The sequence below is a fragment of the Ramlibacter sp. bp-362 genome, assembly GCF_054956735.1.
The window spans coordinates 172206-188528 of sequence record NZ_JBUDXE010000004.1; the positions used below are offsets into that span (position 1 = coordinate 172206).

Sequence of the window (16323 nt, forward strand, 5' to 3'; positions counted from 1 at the left end):
CCATGGCGGACATCGTCGTCGTCTACCACTCCGGCTACGGGCACACGCAGCGCATGGCGCAGGCGGTGGCGGACGGCGCCGGTGCCCGCCTGCTCGCCATCGACGCCGATGGCAACCTGCCGGCCGGCGGCTGGGAAACCCTGGCCGCCGCCGACGCGATCGTGTTCGGCGCGCCCACCTACATGGGCAGCGTGAGCTGGCAGTTCAAGAAATTCGCCGACGCGTCGTCCCGCCCCTGGTACGCGCAGCAGTGGAAGGACAAGCTCGCCGCCGGCTTCACCAACAGCGCCGGCATGAGCGGCGACAAGTTCAACACGCTCGTCACCCTGTTCACGCTGGCCATGCAGCACGGCATGGTCTGGGTGAGCCAAGGCCTGATGCCGAGCAACACGCGCGCGGCGAAGCGCGACGATCCCAACTACCTGGTGTCGTACAGCGGCGCCATGGCGCAGTCGCCGGCCGATGCCGGCGCCGACGCGATGGCGCCCGGCGACCTGGAGACCGCGCGCCTGTTCGGCCAGCGCATCGCCGCCGCGGCCGAGCGCTGGAAGCGTTAACCTGCGCCCATGCCCATCGCACAACGCCTGAGCGGCGCGCCGAAGGACCTGGGCGGCGGCTTCCTGGTCCGCCGCCTGCTCCCGCACGTGCAGCGCCGCAGCATCGGCCCCTTCATCTTCTTCGACCACTTCGGCCCCGCCGAGGTGCGCCCGGGCGAACGCCACGACGTGCGCCCGCACCCCCACATCGGCCTCGCGACCGTCACCTACCTCTTCGAGGGCGCGATGATGCATCGCGACAGCCTGGGCACGCAGCAGTTGATCGCGCCCGGCGCGATCAACTGGATGACCTCGGGTCGCGGCATCGTGCATTCGGAGCGGAAGCCGGAATTGGGGTCAGATTCCAATTACGTGAACCACGGGCTGCAGCTGTGGACGGCGCTGCCACTCGCGCACGAGGAAACGGATCCTTCCTTCTCGCACACGCCGGCCGATGCCATCCCCGAACGCCAAGTGGGCGACGCGCGCGTGCGCGTGCTGGTGGGCGAGGCCTTCGGCGAACGCTCGCCGGTGCCGGCGCTGTCGCCCACGCTCTACCTCGACGCGGCGCTGCCCGCCGGCGGCGCGATGGAACTGCCACCGCTGGCGCAGGAGCTGGCGGTGTATGCGGTGCGCGGTCCCGTGCAGGTCGATGGCGAGCCGCTCGCCGAGCGCGAGATGGCCGTCCTCCCGCCGGGACAGGGCGCCCGGGTGACCGCGGCGCAGGAAGCCCGCTTCGCCGTGATCGGCGGCGATCCGCTCGACGCGCCGCGCCACCTGTGGTGGAACTTCGTCTCCAGCCGCAAGGAACGCATCCTGCAGGCCAGCGCCGACTGGGAGGCCATGCGCATGGGCACCATCCCCGGCGACGACCAGGAGTTCATCCCGCTGCCGCCGGTGCGCTTCAAGCCGCCGGAGCCGATGTCCTGAGCCCGCGCCGCGGGCTCAGTGGAACTTCACTTCCTCGTGCTCGCCCATCTTGCGCGGCTTCTGGCCCGTGGCCGCCGCCTTGCCCATCTTGAGCAGCTGCAGCAGCTTGTTCTCCTTGACGTTCCAGTATTCGGCCTCGTCGATGCGGATCTCCACCAGCTGCAGGTCGGGATCCTCCGGGCCGCCCGGGAACCACGCCTTGGCCATGGGGTTGAACAGCTCGCGCGTCTTCGCGGCGTCCTCCAGCACGCGCGCCGTGCCCGTGACCGACACCCAGGTGTCCTTGTCCGGGTTGGCGTAGGCCAGGTTGACGTTGCCGTCCCCCTGCAGCCGCTGGCCCAGCTCGGTCTTGCGCGAGACGAAGAACCAGAGGCAGGCGTCCTCTTCCAGCGTCTTGTTCTGCGTGGTGAGCGGATGCGAGTGCAGCGTGCCGTCCGCGTGGCGATGCGACAGCATGCAGAAGCGGGTGTCCTTGATCAGGTCCCACAGGATTTCGTGGTGCTTGCTTTCGTTCATGCGCCCATGCTGGCCGCCGCCGGGCCGGCCGTCACCCGGAACCGTGAACCTTCTGCTGTGCGGGATGGCTGACACCGGGGGCCCGCGGCCTACAATCGAACGCATGTTCGTCCACCTGCGCCTCCACAGCGAATTCTCCGTCGTCGACGGCACCAACCGGATCGACGAGATCGTGAAGGCGGCCGCCGGCGACCACCAGCCGGCGCTGGGGCTCACGGACCTGAACAACCTGTTCGGGGCGATCAAGTTCTACAAGGGTGCCCGCGGCGTCGGCCTGAAGCCCGTGATCGGCTGCGAGCTGATGCTGCAGGGCCTGGGCACGGACCCGGCCGCCATCTCTCGCATCGTGCTGCTGGTGCAGAGCCACCGCGGCTACCTGAACCTCTGCGAGATCCTGGCGCGGGGCTGGACGCGCAACGTCGTGCGCGCCCAGGCCGTCTGCAAGGTCGAATGGCTGCAGGAGCTGGGCGAGGGGTTGATCCTGCTGTCCGGCGCGCAGGCCGGCCCCGTCGGCCAGGCCCTGCTGCAGGGCGACGAGAGCCGCGCGTCCGAGCTGGCGCTGCAGCTGGCCGGCATCTTCCCGCACCGCTTCTACATCGAGCTGCAGCGCGCCGGCCGCAACGAGGACGAGGTCCACGTCGCGGCGGCGGTGCAGCTGGCCGCGCGCCTGAACCTCCCCGTGGTGGCCACGCACCCCGTGCAGTTCACCAGGGAAGACGACTACGAGGCGCACGAGGCGCGCGTGTGCATCGCCGAGGGCGAGATCCTGGGCAACCCGCGCCGGGTGCGCCGCTTCACGCGCGAGCAGTACTTCAAGTCCGCCGCGCAGATGGTGGAACTGTTCGCCGACATCCCCTCGGCGATCGCCAACACGCTGGAGATCGCGCGCCGCTGCAACCTCGTGCTGGAACTGGGCAAGCCGCGCCTGCCCAACTTCCCCACGCCCAACGGCATGCCGATCGAGGAGTACTTCCGCTACGCCTCGCACGAGGGCCTGAAGGAGCGCCTGGTCCACCTGTTCCCGAACGAAGCCGAGCGCGAGAAGCAGCGCCCGCGCTACGAGGAGCGGCTGGAGTTCGAGCTCGGGACCATCCTCAAGATGGGCTTCCCCGGCTACTTCCTGATCGTGGGCGACTTCATCAACTGGGCCAAGCAGAACGCCTGCCCCGTGGGCCCGGGCCGCGGCTCCGGCGCCGGCTCGCTGGTCGCCTACGCGCTGAAGATCACCGACCTCGACCCGCTGCAGTACAACCTGCTGTTCGAGCGTTTCCTGAACCCCGAGCGGGTGTCGATGCCCGACTTCGACATCGACTTCTGCCAAGGCAACCGCGACCGCGTGATCGAATACGTGAAGGAGAAGTACGGGCGCGACGCGGTGAGCCAGATCGCCACCTTCGGGACGATGGCGGCGCGGGCGGCGGTGCGCGACGTCGGCCGCGTGCTCGACATGAGCTACACCTTCTGCGACGGCATCAGCAAGCTGATCCCGAACAAGCCGGGCACGCACATCACCATCGCCGACGCGCTGAAGCAGGAGCCGATCCTGGCCGAGCGCTACGAGCGCGAGGACGAGGTCAAGACGCTGCTGGACCTCGCGCAGAAGCTCGAAGGCATGACGCGCAACGTCGGCATGCACGCCGGCGGCGTGCTGATCGCCCCGGGCAAGCTCACCGACTTCACGCCCCTGTACCAGCAGCCGGGCAGCGATTCGGCCGTGAGCCAGTACGACAAGGACGACGTCGAGGCGGCCGGCCTCGTGAAGTTCGACTTCCTGGGCCTGGCGACGCTGACCATCCTGGAGCTCGCGCGCCAGTTCATCGTCCAGCGCCACCCGGGCCAGGAGGACTTCGCCTTCGAGAAGGTGCCGCTGGACGACCCGCAGACCTACAAGCTGTTCACCGACGGCAAGACCGAGGCCGTGTTCCAGTTCGAATCGCGCGGGATGCAGGGCATGCTGCGCGACGCGCGGCCGACGCGCCTGGAGGACCTGATCGCCCTGAACGCGCTGTACCGGCCGGGCCCGATGGACCTGATCCCCAGCTTCGTGGCCCGCAAGCACGGGCGCGAGCCGGTGGAGTTTCCGCACCCGGCGGTGGCGGACATGCTCGGCGAGACCTACGGGATCATGGTCTACCAGGAGCAGGTGATGCAGACGGCGCAGATCCTGGGCGGCTACTCGCTCGGCGGCGCCGACCTGCTGCGCCGCGCGATGGGCAAGAAGAAGGCCGAGGAAATGGCCGAGCACCGCGAGCGCTTCCGCGCGGGTGCCGCCAGGACGCACGGCATCCCGCAGGAGAAGGCCGACGAGATCTTCGACCTGATGGAGAAGTTCGCGGGCTACGGCTTCAACAAGTCGCACGCGGCCGCCTACTCGCTGCTGGCCTACCACACGGCCTGGCTGAAGGTGCACTACACGGCGGAGTTCTTCTGCGCCAACATGACGATCGAAATGGACAACACCGACAAGCTGAAGGTGTTGTTCGAGGACGCCGTCAAGCGCTTCGGCCTCACCTTCGAGCCGCCGGACGTGAACCGCGGCACCTGGCGCTTCGAGCCGATCTCGGACAAGGTGATCCGCTACGGGCTGGGCGCGATCAAGGGCACGGGCCAGTCCGCGATCGAGGCGATCGTCGCGGCGCGCGAGGAGGGCGGCGCCTTCAAGAGCATCTACGACTTCTGCTGCCGCGTCGACCGATCGCGCATCAACAAGCGCACCGTGGAGGCGCTGATCAAGGCCGGCGCCTTCGACACGCTGCAGATGAACCGCGCCTCGCTGGTCGCGTCGATCGACCGCGCCTTCGACTTCGCCAACGCCGCCGAGGCCAACGCCAACCAGGGCGGCCTGTTCGACATGGGAGGCGAAGACTCCTATGGTGCCAGCACGCAGGAGCCCGACCTGGTGGAAGCCACGCCCTGGGGCGTCAAGGAGCGCCTGGCGCAGGAGAAGACGGCGATCGGCTTCTACCTCTCGGGGCACCTTTTCGACGAGGTGGAGCGCGAGGTGCGGCGCTTCTGCAAGCGCACGATCGAGGAGCTGGTGGACACGCGCGAGCCGCTGCTGCTCGCGGGCATCGTGAACGACCTGCGCGTGATCAACGGGCAGCGCGGCAAGCTGGCGCTGTTCAAGCTGGACGACAAGACCGACGTGATCGAGGCCGCGGCCGACGAATCGGTGTTCAACCCGGCGCGCGCCTGGTTCAAGGACGACGAACTGGTGGTCGTCATGGCCAAGCTGCAGCCGGACCGCTTCTCCGGCGGCTTCCGCCTGAACGTGCAGCAGATCTGGGACCTGGCGACGGCCCGCTGCCGCTTCGGCAAGTACCTCAAGGTCGCCGTCAACGGCACGGCGCCGGACATCCAGCGCCTGCTGCAGGACTTTCCGCCCAAGCGCGAGATGTCGGACCAGGGCGAGCTGGTGCGCGGGCTGGGGGTGCGGCTGCTGGTGCAGCGGGAGGAGGCGGTGGCGGAACTGCAGCTGGGAGAGGACGCGAAGTTCTTCCCGAGCGACGCGGCGCTGGCGAGCTGGATGGCGCAGGCCGACCAGGGGCGGGCGCAGATCGTCTACGAAAACTAGTCCTTCGGGCGGAAGACCAGTTCGGCGCTGTTCGGCACGCGCCCGGTCTCCGGATCCCGGGGCAGCACCTCGGTCTTGTCCAGGGCGCGCAGCACGGCGTCGTCCCAGCTGCGATTTCCGCTGGATTTCTTCAGCCGCTTGCCCACGATCGTGCCGTCGGGCGCCATGCGCACTTCCACGACCGCTTCCGGGTTGCCGGTGAGCACCTCGGTGTAGACGATGTTGGGCCGCACGCGGGCGATCACGCGGCCGGCCCAGCTCTTGGAGGGGCCCGCCGACCGCGCGGCCGTGCCGGCGGCGTCGGGCGCGCCGGTGCCGGCCATGTTCTGGATCCGGCTCATGGTGTCCTTGCGGATCTGCTCGCGCAGCTTCGCTTCGCGCTCTTCCTGCCTGCGCTTCTTCTCCTCGGCCTCCTTGCGCTTGGCCTCGGCGATCCGCTGCTCCTCGGCCTTCTTGCGCGCGAGCTCCTCCTCGCGCTTCTTCTTCGCGAGTTCCTCCTCGCGCTTCTTCTTCGCGAGCTCCGCCTCGTGCTTCTTCTTCGCCTCGGCGGCCTTGCGGCGCTCCTCGCGCTGGCGCTCCAGCTCCGCCTGCTTGCGTTCTTCTTCCTCCTGCCTGGCCTTCTCGCGCTCCAGCGCGATCTGCGCCTGGCGCAGCGCCTCGGGGTCGGGCTGGGGCGGCGCCTTCACGACGGGCTTGGGCGGCTCCGGCGGCGGGGCAGGGGGCGCGGGCGGCGCGGGCGGCGCGGGTTCGGGCTTGGGCGCGGCCTCCACCGGCAGCGAGGACCACAGTTCCGCCTCCACGGCGGCGTCCTGCGTCTCGCGCTGCCAGCGCAGGCCCTGCGTGAGCATCAGGAACAGCAGCAGGTGCGCCAGCACGGCCAGCGCGAACGCGCGCAGCAGCCCCGGCTGCGGCGGGGGCGCGAATTCGATGCGGTCGGCGGCGGCGGGCATGGGGACTTAACGCGCGACGTTCACCGACAGGCCGACGCGCTGGACGCCGGCGCGCTGCAGGGTGTCCATCACCTTCACGACGACTTCGTACTTCACGTTGCGGTCGGCGCTGATCACAACGGCTACGCTGCCCGGCGGCTGGCCCGACTGCGCCTGCAGCACGGCCGGCGCGATTTCCTTGAGCGTGAGGGCCGTCGTCTTGTCGCCGTTCTTCAGCTCCAGGTGTTCGTCCTTGGCCACGAGCACCTGCACCACCTTGTCCGGCTGGCGCGCCGCCTTGCCCACGGTGGGCAGGTCGATCAGGCTGGGCGTGATCAGCGGCGCCGTCACCATGAAGATGATCAGCAGCACCAGCATCACGTCGATGAACGGGACCATGTTGATCTCGTTCATGGTGCGGCGGCCGCGGCCGCGTTGGGCGACGTGCGGCATCAGTGCCCCGAGGCGGTGGCGGCCTGCGCGCCCAGGTTGCGCTGGAGGATGTTGGAGAACTCCTCGATGAAGGTCTCCAGCTTGATCGCCACCCGGTCGATGTCGCGGGCGAAGCGGTTGTAGGCCACCACGGCGGGAATCGCCGCGAACAGGCCCAGGGCCGTCGCCACCAGCGCCTCGGCGATGCCGGGGGCGACGGTGGCCAGCGTCACCTGCTGCAGCGCGCCCAGGCCGGTGAAGGCGTGCATGATCCCCCACACGGTGCCGAACAGGCCGACGTAGGGCGAGACGGAGCCGACCGAGGCCAGGAAGGACAGGTGCGTCTCCACCGCATCGAGCTCGCGCTGGAAGCTCGCGCGCATCGCGCGGCGCGCGCCATCGAGCAGCGTGCCGGGGTCGCCGATGCGGCGCTCGCGCAGCTTCTGGTACTCGCGCATGCCGGAGGCGAAGATGCGCTCCATGGGGCCGGCCTGCCTGGCGTTCTGCGCGGCGGCCGAGAACAGGTCGTTCAGGCTGGTGCCGGACCAGAACTCGCGCTCGAAGTCGTCGTTGAGGGAGTTCACGCGGCGCAGGGCGAACAGCTTGCGGAAGATGGCCGCCCAGCTGGTGACGGACACCGCCAGCAGCAGCAGCATCACCAGCTGCACCACCAGGCTGGCGCCCAGCACCAGCTGCAGGATCGAGAGGTCTTGGTTCATGCTTTCATTGGAGGACTGCGAGGATCGCGTCCGGGATGCGCCCCGGACGCAGCGTGGCCGCATCGACCCACCCGATGCGGATCGTCCCGGCGGCCAGCAACGTGTCGCCCCGGCGTGCCTGCTGTTCGATTATGAGAGACGCGCGGCCGCTGGCTTCCAGCTGGGCCGTAACAAGAAGTTCGTCATCGAGCCGCGCGGGGGCGAGATAGCGTACGGAAGTTTCGCTCACGACGAACATGCCGCCGCCTTGCTCCTTCAGCGCGCCCTGCGACACGCCCAGCGAACGCAGCCACTCGGTGCGCGCGCGCTCGAAGAACTTCAGGTAGTTGGCGTAGAAGACGATGCCGCCGGCATCGGTGTCTTCCCAGTAGACGCGCACCGGCCAGGTGAACACGCGGCTCAACCCAGCACCTCCTTCAGGCGCGCCGCCGCCTCCTGCAGCTGCGCCATCGAGTTGGCTGTGGAGAAGCGGATGAAGCGGCTGGTCTCGGCATGGCCGAAGTCGCGCCCGGGCGTCACGGCCACGTGGGCGCGCTTCATCGCCTCGAAGGCGAAGTCCCAGCTGCCCTCCACGCCCAGGCGCCCGGCCGCTTCGCTGCAGTCGGCCCAGGCGTAGAAGGCGCCATCGGGCATCACGGGAACCTGCAGGCCCATGGCCTGCAGCTGCGGGATGAACCAGTCGCGCCGGGCCTTGAACTCGGCGCGCCGGCGCTCGTATTCGGCGATGCTCTCCGCCTCGAAGCAGGCGAGCGCCGCGTGCTGCGCCACGGTGCTGGGGCAGATGAACAGGTTCTGCGCAAGCCGTTCCACGGCCGGCACCAGCGCCTCGGGTACGACCATCCAGCCGAGGCGCCAGCCGGTCATGTTGAAGTACTTGGAGAAGCTGTTGATGCTCACCACCTGGTCGTCGATGGCGAGCGCCGTGTGGCCGAAGGTGTCCTCGTACGACAGGCCCAGGTAGATCTCGTCCAGCAGCGTGATGCCGCCGCGCGACTGCACGAAGGCGTGGATGCGGCGCAGTTCGTCCGGGTGGATCGAGGTGCCGGTGGGGTTGGACGGCGAGGCCAGCAGCACGCCGCGCGTCTTGGGGCCCCAGTGCTCCTGCACCTTGGCGGCGGAGAGCTGGTAGCGCTCGGCCGCCGTCGTGGGGATCAGCACGGCGTCGCCCTCGGCGGCGCTCACGAAATGCCGGTTGCAGGGATAGCTGGGGTCCGGCATCAGGATCTCGTCGCCGGCCTCGATCAGCGCCAGGCAGGCGAGCTGCAGGGCCGCCGATGCGCCGGCCGTGACGACGATGCGGCGCGCCGGCACCGCGACGCCGAAGCGCTGGGCGTACCAGCCGCTGATGCGTTCTCGCAGCGCCTCCAGGCCCGTCGCGTCGGTGTACTGCGTGCGGCCGTCGCGGATCGCGCGCTGCGCCGCTTCCTGCACCAGGGGCGGCGCCGTGAAGTCCGGCTCGCCGATGTTCAGGAAGATCATGGGCCGGCCGCTGTGCGCGAACTCGCGCGCGAGCTGCGAGGCCGCCTTGGCCACCTCCATCACGTAGAACGGCTCGATCCGCTCGGCCCGGCGCGCGATCTTCATCAGGGCCGCGCCTTTCCGGCCGCGCGGTCGGCCTCGACCTCGGGCGCGCGCAGCTGCGGCGCCAGGCCGTTGAGCACGCCGTTGACGTACTTGTGGCCGTCGGTGCCGCCGAACTCCTTGGCCAGCTCGATGCACTCGTTCAGCACGACGCGCCAGGGGACGTCGGGCGCGTGCAGGAACTCGTAGGCGCCGATCCACATCACGGCGTGCTCGATGGGCGAGATCTCCGCCAGCTTGCGATCGAGCAGGGGCGTGATCAAGGCGTCGAGTTCTGCCGCTTCGCGGATGCAGCCGTGCAGCAGCGCGTCGTAGTGCACCGCGTCGGCCTTGTGGAAGCCCGAGAGGCCGCGCGTGAACTGGTCGATGGACTGCGGGTCCTGCCGGCCCACCAGGTGCTGGTACAGGGCCTGCACCGCGAACTCGCGGGCGCGGCTGCGCGGCGGCTTGGCCGAGGTCTTGCGGGGAGCGGCGGTCATCCGATGTCGTCCAGCAGATTGGCCATCTCGATCGCGACCTGGGCGGCGTCGCGGCCCTTTTCCAGCTGGCGGGCGATCGCCTGGTCCATGTTCTCGGTGGTGAGGATGGCGTTGGCGATCGGCAGCTGGTAGTCCAGCGCGATGCGGGTCACGCCGGCGGCCGATTCGTTGGCCACCAGCTCGAAGTGGTAGGTCTCGCCGCGGATGATGCAGCCCAGCGCGATCAGCGCGTCGTAGCCGCCTTTCTCCGCCATGGCCTGCAGGGCCACCGGCACCTCCAGCGCCCCGGGCACCTGCACGTGCTCGATGTTGCGCTCCTGCACGCCACGCGCCAGCAGCTCGTCCCAGCAGGCCTTGGCCAGCGCGTTGGTCACGCCCTGGTTGAAGCGCGCCTGCACGATGCCGATCACCAGCTCCTTGCCGTCCAGCCGGTCGGCCGTGCCCTTGTCTGCTCCGAACATTGCTTTCCTTGTCAGCGGGTGGGGCGGGGCGTGAAGCCCGCCACTTCCAGGCCGTAGCCGGCCATGCTGGGCATGCGCCGGGGCGTGCCCATGAGGTTCATCTTCCGCACGCCGCACTCGCGCAGGATCTGCGCGCCGATGCCGTAGGTGCGCAGGTCCATGCGGCCGCGCTCGGGCGCCTGGGCGGCGCGCGCCGTGCCCTGGAACTGCTCCAGCAGCTGCGCCGCGCTCTCGCCGCAATTGAGCAGCACCGCCACGCCGCAGCCCGCGGCGGCGATGTGCTTCAGGCTCGCGTCGAGGCTCCACGAGTGCATCGTGCGGTCCACTTCCAGGGCGTCGAGCACCGACAGCGGCTCGTGCACGCGCACGGGCACCACCTGGCCGGGTTCCCACTGGCCGCGCACGAGCGCCAGGTGGAGGTCCTGCGTGGGCTGGTCGCTCCAGGCGTGGGCGATGAATTCGCCCCAGGCCGTGGCCAGCGGGCGCGAACCGAGCTTGCGCACGAGGGTTTCGGTGCGGCTGCGGTAGCCGATCAGGTCGGCGATCGTGCCGATCTTCAGGCCGTGTTCGGCGGCGAACAGCTGCAGGTCCGGCAGCCGCGCCATGGTGCCGTCGTCCTTCATGATCTCGCAGATCACGGCCGCGGGCGTCAGCCCGGCGAGGGCGGCGAGGTCGCAGCCGGCCTCGGTATGGCCGGCGCGCATCAGCACGCCGCCTTCGACGGCCTGCAGGGGGAAGATGTGCCCGGGCTGCACCAGGTCCTCGGGCTTCGCGTCGCGGGCGACGGCGGCCTGCACCGTGCGGGCGCGGTCGGCGGCGGAGATGCCGGTCGTGACGCCTTCGGCGGCCTCGATCGACACCGTGAAGGCGGTGCCCATCTTCGTGCCGTTGCGCGCCACCATGGGCGGCAGGCGCAGGCGTTCGCAGCGTTCGCGCGTGAGGGTGAGGCACACGAGGCCGCGGCCGAAGCGGGCCATGAAGTTGATCGCCTCGGGCGTGACGTGTTCGGCGGCGAGCACCAGGTCGCCTTCGTTCTCGCGGTCTTCCTCGTCGACGAGGATGACCATCCGGCCGGCCTGGATCTCGGCGACGATTTCCTCGACCGGCGCGACCGGCACGGGCGCGCGGGCGTTCATGGCTGCGTCCCCTGCGTGCCCAGCATGCGCTCGACGTAGCGGGCGATCAGGTCGATTTCCAGGTTGACGCGCGCGCCGGGCTGGAGGGCGTGGAGGGCGGTGTTCTGCACGGTATGGGGGATGAGGTTGATGCTCAGCTCGGTGCCTTCGGCGGTGTCGGCGATGCTGTTGACGGTGAGGCTGACGCCGTTGACGGTGATCGAGCCCTTGTACGCCAGGTATTTCGAGAGTGTTTTCGGCGCGAGGATGCGCAGCTCCCAGCTCTCGCCCACGGCTTCCATCTTCAGCACGCGGCCGACGCCGTCCACGTGGCCGGACACGAGGTGGCCGCCCAGGCGGTCCTGGGGGCGCAGGGCCTTTTCCAGGTTGACGGCGCCCGGCTGGTCCAGGCCCGCGGTCTTGTCCAGGGATTCGGCGGAGATGTCGATCGTGAAGTGGCCCGCGTTGGCGTCGAGCGAGGTCACCGTCATGCAGGCGCCGTTGAGCGCGATGCTGTCCCCCAGCCCCACATCGTCCAGGTAGCCGGCCGGCGCCGTGACGGTGAGCCGCTTGCCGTGCTGCTGGGAAGATCCGAGGTCGTCGATGGCGGCGATACGCCCGACGCCGGTGATGATGCCGGTGAACATTCCGGCATTTTCGCAGGTTCTTCAGGCCCCCTCTCCCGCTCGCGGGAGAGGGCCGGGGTGAGGGCGGTGGCTAGAAGTCGGCGCGGCCGGGGATCCGGGCGAGGATCCGCAGGTCCGCCCCCACCCGTTCCACGCTCTCGAACTCCAGTCCCACCGCCTCGTCCAGCCCCGCCAGAGGCCCGATGTTCACCATGCCTTGCCCCGTCCCGAGCAGCTTCGGCGCGAGGTAGACCAGGAATTCGTCCACCAGTCCCTCGCGCAGCAGCGAGCCGTTGAGCTTGAACCCGGCTTCCACGTGCAGTTCGTTGACGCCGCGTCCCGCGAGGTCCTTCAGCAGCGCTTCCAGGTCCACCTTGTGGCCGGCGCCGGGCAGGTGGGTGACGGTCGCGCCGCGCGCGAGCAGCTGCTCCTCCGCCTTCGGATGCCGTTCCGCGGCGTAGATCCACACCGGCCGCCCGGGCACGTCGAACAGCGCCGCCGTCGCCGGGGACTGCAGGCGGCTGTCGACGACGACCAGGGGCGGCTGGCTGCCGACCGGCGCCAGGCGCACGTCGAGGCGCGGGTCGTCCTCCAGCACCGTGCCGATGCCGGTGAGCAGCGCGCCGGCGCGGGCGCGCCAGGCGTGGCCGTCCGCGCGCGCCGCCTCGCCCGTGATCCACTGGCTCTGCCCGTTCGCCAGCGCGGTCTGGCCGTCGAGCGATGCCGCGATCTTCATCCGCACCCAAGGGCGCCCGCGCACCATGCGGCTGAGGAAGCCGATGTTGAGGGCGCGTGCCTCGGCCGCGCCGGGCCCCACCTCCACGGCGACGCCGGCGGCGCGCAAGCGGGCGAAGCCCTGTCCGGCCACCAGCGGATTGGGGTCGGCGAGCGATGCGACGACGCGGCCGATGCCGGCGGCCACGAGCGCGTCGCAGCAGGGACCGGTGCGGCCGTGGTGGGCGCAGGGCTCGAGCGTCACGTACGCGGTGGCGCCGCGCACGTCTTCGCCGCGCGCCGCAGCGTCGCGCAACGCCGCGACCTCCGCGTGCGCCTGGCCCGCCGGCTGCGTGTGTCCTTCGCCCAGCGCGCGCGTGCCGTCGGCGGACACGAGAACGCAGCCGACGCGAGGGTTCGGTTCGGTGTGGCCGACGGCGCGGCGCGCGAGTTCGAGCGCCCTGCAGAGCCAGCGATCGTGCGCGTTCATCCCCCCATTCTCATCCATGCGGCGGCCGCTCCACCTTTCGGGCTGCGTATCCGACCGGTTGTCCCCACCCGATGGCATGCCAACTGGGGGTCCGATAAGGTTGCGACCATTCGAGCATTCCGGGACCAGGAGAGAGCATTGAAAACCCAGCGCGGCTTCACGCTGATCGAGCTGATGATCACGGTGGCGATCGTGGCCATCCTGGCGTCGATCGCGTATCCGTCGTACACCCGGTACGTGGCCCGCGGCAAGCGCGCGGCCGCGCAGGCGATCATGCAGACCGCGGCGAGCCGGCAGGAGCAGTACATGCTCAACGCCCGCAGCTACGCCACCTCCCTGGCCGACCTGAAGGTCGCCGTTCCGCCCGACGTGGCCTCCGCCTACGACATCACCGTCACGGCCGACAGCGCCGCGACGCCCCCGACCTACTCCTTCACGGCGACCCCCAAGGGAGCCCAGATCGGCAACGACAGCAAGTGCGGCACGCTGACGCTCAAGAACACCGGCGAAAAGGAGGCCAGCGGCGGCGCGGCCGACTGCTGGTGAGGGAGCCCGTCGTGCGCAGGCAGTCCGGCTTCACCCTGATCGAGCTGATCGTGGTGCTCACGGTCGCGGCGGTCCTGATGGGCATCGGGATCCCGTCCTTCCGCGAGTTCACGGCCACCCAGAAGGTCAAGGGCGCCGCCTTCGACTTCGCCGCGGCGCTGCTGCTGGCCCGCAGCGAGGCCGTCAAGCGCAACGCGACGGTCACGATGGCGCAGACCGGTGGCAGCTGGAGCAACGGCTGGACCGTGGCGAGCGGGGGCACGACGCTGTCGACCCAGGGCTCGCTCGGGACGGTGGACATCACCCCGATCGACCCGTCGACGACGACCGCGGTGTCGTACCAGGGCAATGGCCGCCTGGATCCGGCGACGACGCTCAGCTTCGAGTTCGCCACGGCCCATACCAAGCAGGTCCGCTGCCTGACGATCCGCAGCGACGGCGTCCCGAACACGACCAGCACCAGCTGCCCGACACCATGAGCACGCCTTCTCCCCGCCCGCTGCACGGGCAGCGCGGCGCCACCCTGATCGAGATCCTGGTCGCGCTGATCATCCTGATGGTCGGCCTGCTGGGGCTCATCGGCGTGATGATCCAGAGCCAGCGGGCGCAGCTGGAGTCCTACCAGCGCGCCCAGGCGATGCTGCTGGTGCAGGACATGGCCGCCCGGATCAACTCGAACCGCGTGGCGGCGGACTGCTACGCGGTGGCGGTCACGCTGGGCACGGGTTCTCCCACCATCCCGCCGTGCGGCGTCGGCAGCGGCACCCAGCAGGCCCGTGCCGACGAGGACCTGGAGGCGTGGGACAGCCTGCTGAAGGGCAGTGCCGAAACCAGCGGCGGCGGCTCGAACGTCGGCGCCATGCTGGGCGCCCGCGGCTGCATCCAGAAGGACGCGGCCACCGGGATCTTCCAGGTCAGCGTGGCGTGGCAGGGCAGCCAGGCCGCCGGCGCGCCGCCGGCCGGCATCACCTGCGGCACCGGTTCCTATGGTTCGGACGACGCGCAGCGCCGTGCCGTGAGCATCACCGTCCTGCCGGCGGTGGCGAGCTGATCATGAATTCCTTCCGGACCTCCCAGCCGACCTTGCGCAGCCGCCAGCGCGGCCTGACCCTGATCGAGTTCATGGTCTCGATCACCATCGGCCTGCTGATGGTGGCCGCGATCGCCGCGCTCATCGCCTCGCAGAGCGGCAACCGCGCCGAAGTGGACCGGGCCGGCCGCATGATCGAGAACGGCCGCTACGCGATCCGCGCGATGGCCGACGACATCCAGCTGGCCGGCTACTGGGGCGAACTCAATGGCGTGCCGACCACGGCGGCGCTGACGGCGCTGCCGGATCCGTGCAGCCTGGCCCTCGCCGACATCGAGGCGGCGACGCAGCTGCACATCCAGGGTTTCGACGCGCCGGCCTCCGGCGCCGTGCCCTCCTGCGTCAAGGAGCAGCTGCCCGGCACCGACATCCTGGTGATCCGCCACGCCGACCCGGACACGAGCGCCCTGGAAACCGGCGGCCTGCCGGACCTCGGCAAGCTGGTGGAGGGCCAGCCGTACCTGCAGACGGGCCTGAACACCGCGGGCACCGCCTTCGCGTCCACCATGCACCTGGGCGCCGACGCGACGACCAACGCGACCAACTTCCCGCTGAAGCGCAAGGACAAGGTGACCACCGCGACCGTGCGCCGGGTGCTGGCCCACATCTACTACGTCTCGAAATGCAGCGTGCAGGTCTCCGGCAGCTGCACGGCCGGCGACAACGGCAACCCGATCCCGACGCTCAAGATGATCGAATTGGCGGCCGAGTCCGGCGCCGCCGCCTGGTCGGACCCGGTCACCATCGCCGAAGGCATCGACACGCTGCAGATCGACTACGGCCTGGACACCGACAGCGACGGCGCCCCCGACAGCGACGTGGACGGCAGCGCCCTCACGCACCTGAACATGGGCGACGTGATGGCCCTGCGCATCCACCTGGTGGCGCGCAGCCTGGAGAAGTCCCCCGATTACACGGACGACAAGACCTACGACATGGGAACCTCCCCCGCGTTCGGCCCCAAGAACGACGCCTACAAGCGCCACGCCTTCGTGCAGTCGGTGCGCCTGGTCAATCCCAGCGGCAGGAGGCAGCCATGAACGGGCAACGCCGCCAGGCGGGCATGACGCTGGTCGTCGCGCTGGTGATGCTGGTGGTGCTGACGCTGATCGTCGCGTCGGCCATCCGCTTCGGCAACATCAACCTGAAGATCACCGGCAACGTGCAGGCCGAGACCGAGGCGGTCTCCGCCGCGCAGGTGGCGCTGGAGTCGATGATCCAGACGATCAACACGTCGCCGAACATCAGCACCATCACGAGCCAGAGCCCGACCATCTCCACGGGTGGCGGCACCTACACGGTGGCCGTCAGCAAGCCGGGCTGCCTCTACAACAAGCCGATCAACAACGCGGACCTGGACCCGACCAAGACGGGCGACCTGGCCTGCTTCGAAACCGCGGATACCGAGAAGCTGGTGACCACGAACAACACGCTGACCACCAGCCCCACCGCCTGCAAGGACCAGCAATGGGACATCCAGGCGGATGTCGACGACGACAGGTCAGGGAGCAAGGCGACGCTGCTGCAAGGCGTCTCCGTGCGTGTGGGAGCCGAGGTGCAATGCCCGTGATCTTGCAGGCCCGCA

General features: G+C 69.9%; 19 protein-coding genes. 8 read left to right on the top strand and 11 right to left on the bottom strand.

Features of this window, described 5'->3' with window-relative positions; all coding sequences use genetic code 11:
- Positions 1 to 2: 2 nt before the first annotated feature.
- Both ACY0MJ_RS07040 and ACY0MJ_RS07045 read left to right on the top strand, forming a co-directional pair.
- On the top strand, positions 3 to 557 hold the full coding sequence (locus ACY0MJ_RS07040) for a flavodoxin family protein (RefSeq protein ID WP_462637634.1): 555 nt from the start codon (positions 3 to 5) through the stop codon (positions 555 to 557).
- 9 nt (positions 558 to 566) lie between these two features.
- Positions 567 to 1466 (top strand): pirin family protein, encoded by a 900-nt coding sequence (locus tag ACY0MJ_RS07045; RefSeq protein ID WP_462637635.1) that lies wholly within the window; start codon positions 567 to 569, stop codon positions 1464 to 1466.
- 15 nt (positions 1467 to 1481) lie between these two features.
- Here ACY0MJ_RS07045 and ACY0MJ_RS07050 read toward each other — a convergent pair whose 3' ends face one another.
- On the bottom strand, positions 1482 to 1982 hold the full coding sequence (locus ACY0MJ_RS07050) for a pyridoxamine 5'-phosphate oxidase family protein (RefSeq protein ID WP_462637636.1): 501 nt from the start codon (positions 1980 to 1982) through the stop codon (positions 1482 to 1484).
- A gap of 103 nt (positions 1983 to 2085) precedes the next feature.
- Here ACY0MJ_RS07050 and dnaE point away from each other — a divergent pair, with 103 nt between their 5' ends.
- A complete protein-coding gene (gene dnaE, locus ACY0MJ_RS07055; RefSeq protein WP_462637637.1) occupies positions 2086 to 5556 on the top strand; it encodes a DNA polymerase III subunit alpha in 3471 nt (1156 codons plus the stop codon).
- Here dnaE and tolA read toward each other — a convergent pair.
- The 10 genes from tolA to ribD all read right to left on the bottom strand — a co-directional run bounded on the left by tolA (position 5553) and on the right by ribD (position 13102).
- Positions 5553 to 6506, bottom strand: coding sequence for a cell envelope integrity protein TolA (gene tolA, locus ACY0MJ_RS07060; RefSeq protein ID WP_462637638.1), 954 nt, complete (start codon positions 6504 to 6506; stop codon positions 5553 to 5555). The genes dnaE and tolA overlap by 4 nt on opposite strands.
- Before the next feature lie 6 nt (positions 6507 to 6512).
- A complete protein-coding gene (locus ACY0MJ_RS07065) occupies positions 6513 to 6938 on the bottom strand; it encodes a biopolymer transporter ExbD (protein WP_462637639.1) in 426 nt (141 codons plus the stop codon).
- The gene (tolQ, locus tag ACY0MJ_RS07070) at positions 6938 to 7636 is read right to left on the bottom strand and encodes a protein TolQ (protein ID WP_462637640.1); all 699 of its coding nucleotides are present in this window, start codon (positions 7634 to 7636) and stop codon (positions 6938 to 6940) included. Before tolQ ends, ACY0MJ_RS07065 begins: the two co-directional genes overlap by 1 nt.
- Positions 7637 to 7640: 4 nt before the next feature.
- Positions 7641 to 8039, bottom strand: a complete 399-nt coding sequence (ybgC, locus tag ACY0MJ_RS07075; protein ID WP_462637641.1) for a tol-pal system-associated acyl-CoA thioesterase — start codon at positions 8037 to 8039, stop codon at positions 7641 to 7643.
- Positions 8036 to 9220, bottom strand: coding sequence for a pyridoxal phosphate-dependent aminotransferase (locus ACY0MJ_RS07080; RefSeq protein ID WP_462637642.1), 1185 nt, complete (start codon positions 9218 to 9220; stop codon positions 8036 to 8038). The genes ybgC and ACY0MJ_RS07080 overlap by 4 nt, the downstream gene beginning before the upstream one ends.
- Entirely contained in the window at positions 9220 to 9696 is a 477-nt protein-coding gene (nusB, locus tag ACY0MJ_RS07085; RefSeq protein WP_462637643.1) for a transcription antitermination factor NusB, read from the bottom strand. The genes ACY0MJ_RS07080 and nusB overlap by 1 nt, the downstream gene beginning before the upstream one ends.
- On the bottom strand, positions 9693 to 10157 hold the full coding sequence (gene ribH / locus ACY0MJ_RS07090; RefSeq protein WP_462637644.1) for a 6,7-dimethyl-8-ribityllumazine synthase: 465 nt from the start codon (positions 10155 to 10157) through the stop codon (positions 9693 to 9695). The genes nusB and ribH overlap by 4 nt, the downstream gene beginning before the upstream one ends.
- A gap of 11 nt (positions 10158 to 10168) precedes the next feature.
- A complete protein-coding gene (gene ribBA, locus ACY0MJ_RS07095) occupies positions 10169 to 11293 on the bottom strand; it encodes a bifunctional 3,4-dihydroxy-2-butanone-4-phosphate synthase/GTP cyclohydrolase II (protein ID WP_462637645.1) in 1125 nt (374 codons plus the stop codon).
- Positions 11290 to 11919 carry a riboflavin synthase gene (locus tag ACY0MJ_RS07100; protein WP_462637646.1) on the bottom strand — a complete coding sequence of 210 codons (630 nt, stop codon included), beginning with the start codon at positions 11917 to 11919 and terminating at the stop codon, positions 11290 to 11292. The genes ribBA and ACY0MJ_RS07100 overlap by 4 nt, the downstream gene beginning before the upstream one ends.
- Positions 11920 to 11989: 70 nt before the next feature.
- A complete protein-coding gene (ribD, locus tag ACY0MJ_RS07105) occupies positions 11990 to 13102 on the bottom strand; it encodes a bifunctional diaminohydroxyphosphoribosylaminopyrimidine deaminase/5-amino-6-(5-phosphoribosylamino)uracil reductase RibD (protein ID WP_462637647.1) in 1113 nt (370 codons plus the stop codon).
- Between the two features lie 138 nt (positions 13103 to 13240).
- On the opposite strand from ribD, the gene ACY0MJ_RS07110 reads away from it, so the two are divergent.
- From ACY0MJ_RS07110 to ACY0MJ_RS07130, 5 genes are read left to right on the top strand one after another with little or no spacing between them, the layout of a single operon-like run.
- Positions 13241 to 13648: a type IV pilin protein gene (locus ACY0MJ_RS07110; protein WP_462637648.1), complete on the top strand. Its 408-nt coding sequence runs from the start codon at positions 13241 to 13243 to the stop codon at positions 13646 to 13648.
- Positions 13649 to 13659: 11 nt separating this feature from the next.
- Positions 13660 to 14127 carry a GspH/FimT family pseudopilin gene (locus ACY0MJ_RS07115; RefSeq protein WP_462637649.1) on the top strand — a complete coding sequence of 156 codons (468 nt, stop codon included), beginning with the start codon at positions 13660 to 13662 and terminating at the stop codon, positions 14125 to 14127.
- Positions 14124 to 14699 (top strand): type IV pilus modification protein PilV, encoded by a 576-nt coding sequence (gene pilV, locus ACY0MJ_RS07120; protein ID WP_462637650.1) that lies wholly within the window; start codon positions 14124 to 14126, stop codon positions 14697 to 14699. The genes ACY0MJ_RS07115 and pilV overlap by 4 nt, the downstream gene beginning before the upstream one ends.
- 2 nt (positions 14700 to 14701) lie before the next feature.
- A complete protein-coding gene (locus ACY0MJ_RS07125; RefSeq protein WP_462637652.1) occupies positions 14702 to 15778 on the top strand; it encodes a PilW family protein in 1077 nt (358 codons plus the stop codon).
- The gene (locus ACY0MJ_RS07130) at positions 15775 to 16308 is read left to right on the top strand and encodes a PilX N-terminal domain-containing pilus assembly protein (RefSeq protein WP_462637653.1); all 534 of its coding nucleotides are present in this window, start codon (positions 15775 to 15777) and stop codon (positions 16306 to 16308) included. Before ACY0MJ_RS07125 ends, ACY0MJ_RS07130 begins: the two co-directional genes overlap by 4 nt.
- Positions 16309 to 16323: the final 15 nt, after the last annotated feature.

Bases quoted from the DNA above. Each gene is read 5' to 3' on its own strand.
- tolQ (WP_462637640.1), bottom strand. From the start codon at position 7,636: ATGAACCAAGACCTCTCGATCCTGCAGCTGGTGCTGGGCGCCAGCCTG.
- ACY0MJ_RS07130 (WP_462637653.1), top strand. From the start codon at position 15,775: ATGAACGGGCAACGCCGCCAGGCGGGCATGACGCTGGTCGTCGCGCTG.
- ribBA (WP_462637645.1), bottom strand. From the start codon at position 11,293: ATGAACGCCCGCGCGCCCGTGCCGGTCGCGCCGGTCGAGGAAATCGTC.
- nusB (WP_462637643.1), bottom strand. From the start codon at position 9,696: ATGACCGCCGCTCCCCGCAAGACCTCGGCCAAGCCGCCGCGCAGCCGC.
- tolA (WP_462637638.1), bottom strand. From the start codon at position 6,506: ATGCCCGCCGCCGCCGACCGCATCGAATTCGCGCCCCCGCCGCAGCCG.
- ribH (WP_462637644.1), bottom strand. From the start codon at position 10,157: ATGTTCGGAGCAGACAAGGGCACGGCCGACCGGCTGGACGGCAAGGAG.
- ACY0MJ_RS07080 (WP_462637642.1), bottom strand. From the start codon at position 9,220: ATGAAGATCGCGCGCCGGGCCGAGCGGATCGAGCCGTTCTACGTGATG.
- dnaE (WP_462637637.1), top strand. From the start codon at position 2,086: ATGTTCGTCCACCTGCGCCTCCACAGCGAATTCTCCGTCGTCGACGGC.
- ACY0MJ_RS07100 (WP_462637646.1), bottom strand. From the start codon at position 11,919: ATGTTCACCGGCATCATCACCGGCGTCGGGCGTATCGCCGCCATCGAC.
- pilV (WP_462637650.1), top strand. From the start codon at position 14,124: ATGAGCACGCCTTCTCCCCGCCCGCTGCACGGGCAGCGCGGCGCCACC.
- ACY0MJ_RS07050 (WP_462637636.1), bottom strand. From the start codon at position 1,982: ATGAACGAAAGCAAGCACCACGAAATCCTGTGGGACCTGATCAAGGAC.
- ACY0MJ_RS07045 (WP_462637635.1), top strand. From the start codon at position 567: ATGCCCATCGCACAACGCCTGAGCGGCGCGCCGAAGGACCTGGGCGGC.
- ACY0MJ_RS07125 (WP_462637652.1), top strand. From the start codon at position 14,702: ATGAATTCCTTCCGGACCTCCCAGCCGACCTTGCGCAGCCGCCAGCGC.
- ACY0MJ_RS07065 (WP_462637639.1), bottom strand. From the start codon at position 6,938: ATGCCGCACGTCGCCCAACGCGGCCGCGGCCGCCGCACCATGAACGAG.
- ribD (WP_462637647.1), bottom strand. From the start codon at position 13,102: ATGAACGCGCACGATCGCTGGCTCTGCAGGGCGCTCGAACTCGCGCGC.
- ACY0MJ_RS07040 (WP_462637634.1), top strand. From the start codon at position 3: ATGGCGGACATCGTCGTCGTCTACCACTCCGGCTACGGGCACACGCAG.